The organism is Glutamicibacter sp. AGC84 (assembly GCF_053543575.1).
In genome coordinates, this window is the sequence record NZ_JBLVOC010000025.1 from 140,286 (window position 1) to 146,662 (window position 6,377).

The following is a 6,377-nucleotide window of genomic DNA, read 5'->3' on the forward strand; positions in this document are numbered from 1 at the left end:
CCCCGCCCTTCACTACCCGCTCCATCTCTCTAGGACTCGATCAACCGGGTTATACAAACCCTGGGGCAAAACATCTTGCATTTCAAAGCAAAAACGCGGGTAACACTGCAGACTCCTTGGGTTCAAGTAATTGGGAATCAACACGGGTAAAATGCGCTTCGCCTTCACCAACGTGAACCAGCATCAGATGCGCGGCGACAAACCACTCGGCTGCTTCAGCCGAGAGTAGCCTCGCAGCGACCTCTCCAACCGGTTCGCCGTCAACCTTGAAGTAGTATTTATCTGGACGCGCTTCAAGGCCAAAGACGATATTCCCCGCGCCGTCCAACGGCATGAGCTGTTCATGTTCCAATCCATCAAGACTGACGCGGAAACGAACTTGCCGTCGTCCCTGCACCAACTCAACCGCCGCATAGGCAAAGTGGCTTTTATCCAGATATATTCCCACCCCGGCCAGTGAGCCTTCTGGAAGCTGCGTCAATTCAGCAGTAAACCACTGATCATTGTCTTGTTGCGGACGCAAGATCAAACCGGCGTCGCGGCCCGCATCGGGGAAACTTCCACCGGTCAGCAAAACTTCACCACCTGCCACCGTGCACGGAACGGGCCACTTCAATCCGAGCCAATGTTCGGCATCCACCACGTCATCCTGACCCAGAGTTCCCGGAGTATCCTGCTCGACTAGAAGCTCCGTGGTTCCCGCCTCACTTACGACCGGCCACCCGTCATCGGTCCATGTCACGGGAAGCAGGAAGGTTTCACGGCCGATGTTGTGATGCTGCGCCAAAGGTGCATGGCGGGTTCCCAGGGCTACCACCCACCACGTTCCGTCGACGGCTTCAACAAAGTCCGCATGCCCCAAAGACTGAATGCAGTGACCCACCCGGTCACGGTGGGTCATAATCGGGTTGTGTGGGCATGGCTCAAAAGGTCCCCACGGCGACGTACTACGCCCCAAAGTCTGCATGTGCCCTTTCCAACTGCTACCCTCGGCGGCTGTGAGGTAGTACCACTGGTGACGCTTGAAGATATGCGGACCTTCTATATCATTGGTGACAAAACCACCGGCCCCGGATATCGCCGGCACAAAGTCTCCCAACTCACCCGTTTGTAAATCAATCCGGGCCGTCACGATCGGGCCTAGGGCTTCGTCCCGGGAATCCGGATCAAAACTCCTGCGGCTGTAGTACCAGCGGCCATCACTGTCCCGGAACAAAGACGGGTCAAATCCTTCTTGGTCCAACCAGATGGCATCCGACCACTGGCCGGCTGGATCGGTGGCGGTAACCAGGAAATTCCCTTGGCCCGGATGTGCGTTGGTGGTTACCAGAAAGAACGTACCGTCGTGATAACGCAGCGTCGGAGCGAAAAGTTCAATTGGTCCGTCCGTACCATCACGCCGGTATTGTGCCGGGCGAGTCACGGCGTAACCAATCACCGTCCAATTGACCAGGTCGCGCGAATGGTGGATCGGGATGCCCGGCAACTTGTTGAAGCTGCTAGTGGCCAGATAATAATCCTCCCCCACACGCACAATACTTGGATCCGGGGCATGCCCGGTGATCACCGGGTTGCTGTAGGGCATTACTATTTCACCGTCTTGATCGGCAGGATGGCCAGTGCACCAATCACGGCGCAGGCCGCGCCGGCCAGGAAGAGCGCAGTGAAGTTCTGCGGATTCGCGGCACTAGAGCCAATCAGCAAGAGCATTGGGGCGACTGCGGGAACCAGCGAGGATGGCAGCGAGCTAGCCAGGTTCATGATGCCCAGGTCCTTGGCCGGGTTGTCCTGGTCGGGAAGGACTTCCATGATCAAGGCGTAGTCGACAGCGAAGTAGACTCCCTGTCCCAGTCCGACGACAGCAATGGCAATCAGGAACATCGGATACGTCGTGGCCATGGCCACCAGACCAAGCCCGATGGCGAAGACCAAGGCGGCACCGAGTACGAATGGCTTTCGCCGCCCGGTCTTATCGGACAGCTTGCCAAAAAGCGGGGCGAAGATCATCGAGATGGGAGTGGTGATCAGCGATGCCACGAGGATCGCCGTGCCCACGGTGGCAGGATTCATGTGATGCACCATGATCAGGTAGAACGCCTGATAGGCGTTGACCGCTGCAACTCCGAAAAAGATCAGCAATCTGCTGATCCAGGCCCAGCCGAATCCCTGATGGCGCAGGGGGTTGACCCAGAAGGTCCCGGCGAATTCGGCCAGGGAGAATGACGGCCTCTCTTCGCGGGAAATCGCCTGGTCCGAAATCCTTGCGGCCAGCAGCAGCAAGGCCAGTGAGGCAACACCGGCCGGAAGGAACAACATGGCGGCCAGGTTCGGCTGGACCAGTTGTGCAAGGAAGATGCCCAGCACTGCCCCCAGCGGAGCGCCTAGGCCCAGCATCGCCGAAGCCGGGCCCCGGAATTCCGGCGCGACCTGATCCGGGACCAGCGCGGTGCAGGCCACCAGTGCGCACACCGCGCCCAGGGTCGTCAGCGCATAGCCGGCAGCCAATGCCACGACGCCCGAAGCGGCCAGGGTGGCCGCCGCGCCGGCCAGCAGCAGCACGGCCCCTGCGAGCAAGTAGGGCTTGCGCCGTCCAAACCTGCTCAGCGTCCGATCGCTGAGCCGGCCCAGCAGCGGATACCCTACTAGCGCGAAGATGCTGCCGACGCCTACGGCAATGGACAATACGGTTGTTGCCGCAGTCGAGCTGATGACGCTGGACTTCAATGACAGCGTCAAAATGGCGTTCGAAAGCTGGGCTCCATTGGCCGAGGCCACGGCGAAGAGCAGAAGGATCAAGAACCCGAGCTTGGGTTTTCCCCGGACTGCCAGTTGATCATCCTGGTTGGTTGCGAGTGTGGATGCCATCGTTGTTCTCCTTTGAACGTAATTGGGTGTTGAGCAGTAGTGCCTATTGAGCCGTGGCAAACAGGTCTAGGTGATGCACGCTGGTTCCCGGTGCCAGCGTGGCCTGTTGCCCGGGAAGGCTCAGGACCGCGTTGAGCCCAAAGGGCACCACGGTGGTGACTGACAGGTGGCCATGTTCCAGCTTCCAGTTGACGGCAAGCCGTCCGAAGGGGGTCTGGATCCAGGCCTCGGCATGGTCCAGGCCGCAGGAGAGATCCGGTTCGATGCGTGCTTCCCGCCACCCTGGAGCCATTGGCGTCAACCCGGCCACCTTGCGGTACAGCCAGTCGTCGACGCAGCCAAAGGCATAGTGATTCATGGAAACATGGCGTGGCTGCCCCGAACGATCCACTGCATCCCAGGCTTCCCAGATGGTGGTGGCGCCATGGTCCACCGCGTAGAGCCACGACGGAGCCTGCTTTTGCCACAACACTTCGCGAGCCAGATCCTGATGTCCGGTATCCCATAGGGCATCCAAGAGGAACGGGGTCGACAAGAAGCCGGTATCCAGCCGTTGCCCGCGAGCCCTGACCAGGGCCGCCAAATGCTCTCCGGCGCGAAGTCGCTTCGATTCCGGCAGGATGTCCAGGCCCAGGGCCAAGGCGTACATTCCCTGCAGCGCCACTGGCAGCGTGGCATCTTCTCCCAGATATTCGGCGAGAAACGCGGAACGAACCTCTCCGGCACGCTGGGAGTACTGGGCGGCGTGGGCACTGTGGCCGAGAACTTCGGCCATCCGCGCGGCCAGATCCAAGGTGTGGATCTGGAACATCGGGGCCACGAGCTCGGAGGTCAGTTTCGGTGCGAGGTCCATTGCCTCGTGCAATGGCTCGTCGCCTTCCAGCGTCGAGGGTGTCAGCCAATCGCCAAAGTGCGGACCGGAATTGTAGAGCAGTCGCTGGCGCGCCAGTCGTTCAGGGCCCAGCTTCAGATCCTCCAGGCCACGGGGAAGCCCGCGTTCTGCCTCCGCGGCCTGGTACTCGATCCAGCGGCCCACCGCCGAATAGTTCTCTTCCAGCACCCGGGGGTCCCCGTAGCTCTCGTAGAGCTTCCACGGGAGAATTGCCACCGCGTCGCTCCACCCGGCGGCCGCCACAATGGCTCCCAGCCCCGGGGATTCCAACGCGCTCTGCGCATCATGCTCCGAGCGCGGTGACAGAATGGGAATCCGGCCGTCCGGCAATTGATCTGCCCGCAGGTTTTCCAGCCAGCGCGATAAGAAGGTATACACTCCGGCGTTATTGGCTGCGGCGCCGGCGAATACCTGGATATCCCCGCTCCATCCGGCCCTCTCGCGTTGCGGGCAGTCGGTGGGAATGGATAAGAAGTTGGCACGCTGGCTCCACACCACATTCTGGTGCAGCCGGTTCAACCGCTCATCCGAGGTCCTGAAACCACCGGCCAGTTCCAAGTCGCTGGAGAGCACCACCGCTGTTGCATCCTGGAGATCCAGCTGGCCGATGCCGTTGACGCGGACGTAGCGGAAGCCGTGGAAGGTGAACTCCGGTTCCCATTCCTCCTCTGCCTCCCCCGCGCAGATATAGTGGTCCGTCTGCTCCTTGTTCATCCCGGCGATGTTCTGGAACCATTCCCCCTGGGCATCAAGGGTCTCGGTGTGCTCGATGGTGATGCGCTGGCCTCGCTGCTGGCCACGCAGCTTCAACCTCAACCGCCCGGCAATCACCTGCCCGAAGTCCAAGAGCACCCCGTCGGCGCGGTGGTCAATGGAGGCTACCGGCAGCTGGGCCACCCGGCGGACCGGTTCACCGCGGAAGGGCACCAGCGCCGAGGCATCCACCCCGAGCAGGCGCACCGGGGTCCACTCGGGCCGCTCGAATCCAGGCAGCATCCAGGACTCATCGGCCCGGCGTGCATCATAGCTCTCCCCGATGAACAAGTCGGAATAGTTCCATGGCCCGGTGGCGCTGAAAGCAGAGGAATCGGAGGTGATCACCTGGGTGCTTCCGTCGGCGAAGCCCAGATGCAGCTGCCAGGTCAGTGCCAGCCGGTCGCCGAACTGGGCACTGGTGCCGGTCAGTCCAATGCGTCCTGCCCACCAGCCATCGGCTACTGCGAAGCCCAGGGTATTGGTGCCGGAGCGCAGCATGCCCAGCACATCGTAGCCCTGCACGCTCAGCCGGTGCCGGTAGCTGTCGAACCCCGGTGCCAGCACCTCGTCGGACACCTGTTGGCCGTTGATCCATGCGGTGTACACCCCATGGGCGGTGGCAAAGAGCCGCGCCCTGGCCAGCGATGGGCGGATGTGCAGGTCTTGGCGCACCAGCTGCGCCGGGCGCAGCCGCTGATCAGCCGGGGACGTCTCGGCCCCGCCCCTGATCCAGTCCATGAATGAATGCTCTTCGCGGTGGGTTGGCTCCTGGGCCGGTTCAATCCATTCGGCTTCCCAAGCGGAAAGATCGGGTGCCGTGGCGAAATGCGATTCCGCCGTATGCACCGCGGTTCCCGAGAAGCTGTGCACGGTCCAGAGGTAGTCGGCATCGTGTTCCAGCGGCACTCCGCGGTACTCGACCAGCGTCGTCTGGCCGCTGTCCACGAGGCCGGAATCCCACGCCAGGGTTCCGTTGCCATCACGCACCGTGAGCCGGTATGAATCCTGCGGATGCTCCACCATCCACGAGAACCTCGGGCTGATCGGATCAAGCATCAGCGGACGCTCAAGGTGCTCGACGCGCAAGGTGTGGCAGCTTCTTTTTGCCATGGAATACTCCTTCATCCAGTCGTGTGATCCACGACGCATCCAACACTAGAGGACGAAAACCTTATGTGCAAGGTTTTAAATTGGAAGCTAAGCTGGAGCCATGGCACGAAGCAAACGCGGCAGTTACACGGTCGGTCTTGAACGGCGTGAGCGCATTTTGGAAGCAGCGTCCGAGAGGTTCAGTTCGTCAGGGTATTCGCGCACGTCACTAGCGGAAATTGCGCGCGACGTAGGCATCACGACGCCCGGCTTGACGCATCATTTTCCTACCAAGCAGCACTTGCTGCTGGCTATTGCAGAACGCCGTTTTGACATCTCCCAGAGCATTGCCGACGCGGCAACGGGAGAACTGGATGGGACCAGGACGCTGCGGCTCTTGCTGAGCCTGAGCGGGCTCTTCGCCTCGCAGCCCTGGCTGATCGAGCTCTTTGTCCTGATTTCCGCCGAGGCCGCTGATCCGAGCAACCCGGCCCACGCGCTATTCCAGGAAAGATACACCCGCATCTCGCATGAGATCGCGGAATTCTTCATGGCAGAGGTCCATAGTGGCGCGCTGCGCGAGGATCTGGACTACCGGGCCCTCGCGCGAGAATGCATTGCAGTCAGCGATGGGCTGCAACTGCAGTTCGTGCTTTCGGAGGGAACCCTGGATTTGGTGGGGCAATCGAGGGCTTATCTTGAACGGCTGGCACCGTCCATCTTGCGTGAACCCCCAGAACGAGTTTCGCTGGCCTGAATACGCCGCTGCCCCGTC

The 6,377-nt window shown here is 61.3% G+C and carries 4 protein-coding genes; 1 reads left to right on the plus strand and 3 read right to left on the minus strand.

Going from position 1 to position 6,377, the window contains the following annotated elements:
• Window positions 1-82: 82 nt before the first annotated feature.
• The 3 genes from ACNPN0_RS14530 to ACNPN0_RS14540 are packed head-to-tail and all read right to left on the minus strand — an operon-like array spanning window position 83 to window position 5,623.
• Entirely contained in the window at window positions 83-1,585 is a 1,503-nt protein-coding gene (locus ACNPN0_RS14530; RefSeq protein WP_448938395.1) for a family 43 glycosylhydrolase, read from the minus strand.
• Window positions 1,586-1,587: 2 nt separating this feature from the next.
• A complete protein-coding gene (locus ACNPN0_RS14535; RefSeq protein ID WP_448938394.1) occupies window positions 1,588-2,865 on the minus strand; it encodes an MFS transporter in 1,278 nt (425 codons plus the stop codon).
• A gap of 43 nt (window positions 2,866-2,908) precedes the next feature.
• Window positions 2,909-5,623, minus strand: coding sequence for a family 78 glycoside hydrolase catalytic domain (locus ACNPN0_RS14540; RefSeq protein ID WP_448938393.1), 2,715 nt, complete (start codon window positions 5,621-5,623; stop codon window positions 2,909-2,911).
• 100 nt (window positions 5,624-5,723) lie between these two features.
• On the opposite strand from ACNPN0_RS14540, the gene ACNPN0_RS14545 reads away from it, so the two are divergent.
• Window positions 5,724-6,359 (plus strand): TetR/AcrR family transcriptional regulator, encoded by a 636-nt coding sequence (locus tag ACNPN0_RS14545; RefSeq protein WP_448938392.1) that lies wholly within the window; start codon window positions 5,724-5,726, stop codon window positions 6,357-6,359.
• Window positions 6,360-6,377 lie beyond the last annotated feature (18 nt).

Bases quoted from the DNA above. Each gene is read 5' to 3' on its own strand.
- ACNPN0_RS14545 (WP_448938392.1), top strand. From the start codon at position 5,724: ATGGCACGAAGCAAACGCGGCAGTTACACGGTCGGTCTTGAACGGCGT.
- ACNPN0_RS14540 (WP_448938393.1), bottom strand. From the start codon at position 5,623: ATGGCAAAAAGAAGCTGCCACACCTTGCGCGTCGAGCACCTTGAGCGT.
- ACNPN0_RS14530 (WP_448938395.1), bottom strand. From the start codon at position 1,585: ATGCCCTACAGCAACCCGGTGATCACCGGGCATGCCCCGGATCCAAGT.
- ACNPN0_RS14535 (WP_448938394.1), bottom strand. From the start codon at position 2,865: ATGGCATCCACACTCGCAACCAACCAGGATGATCAACTGGCAGTCCGG.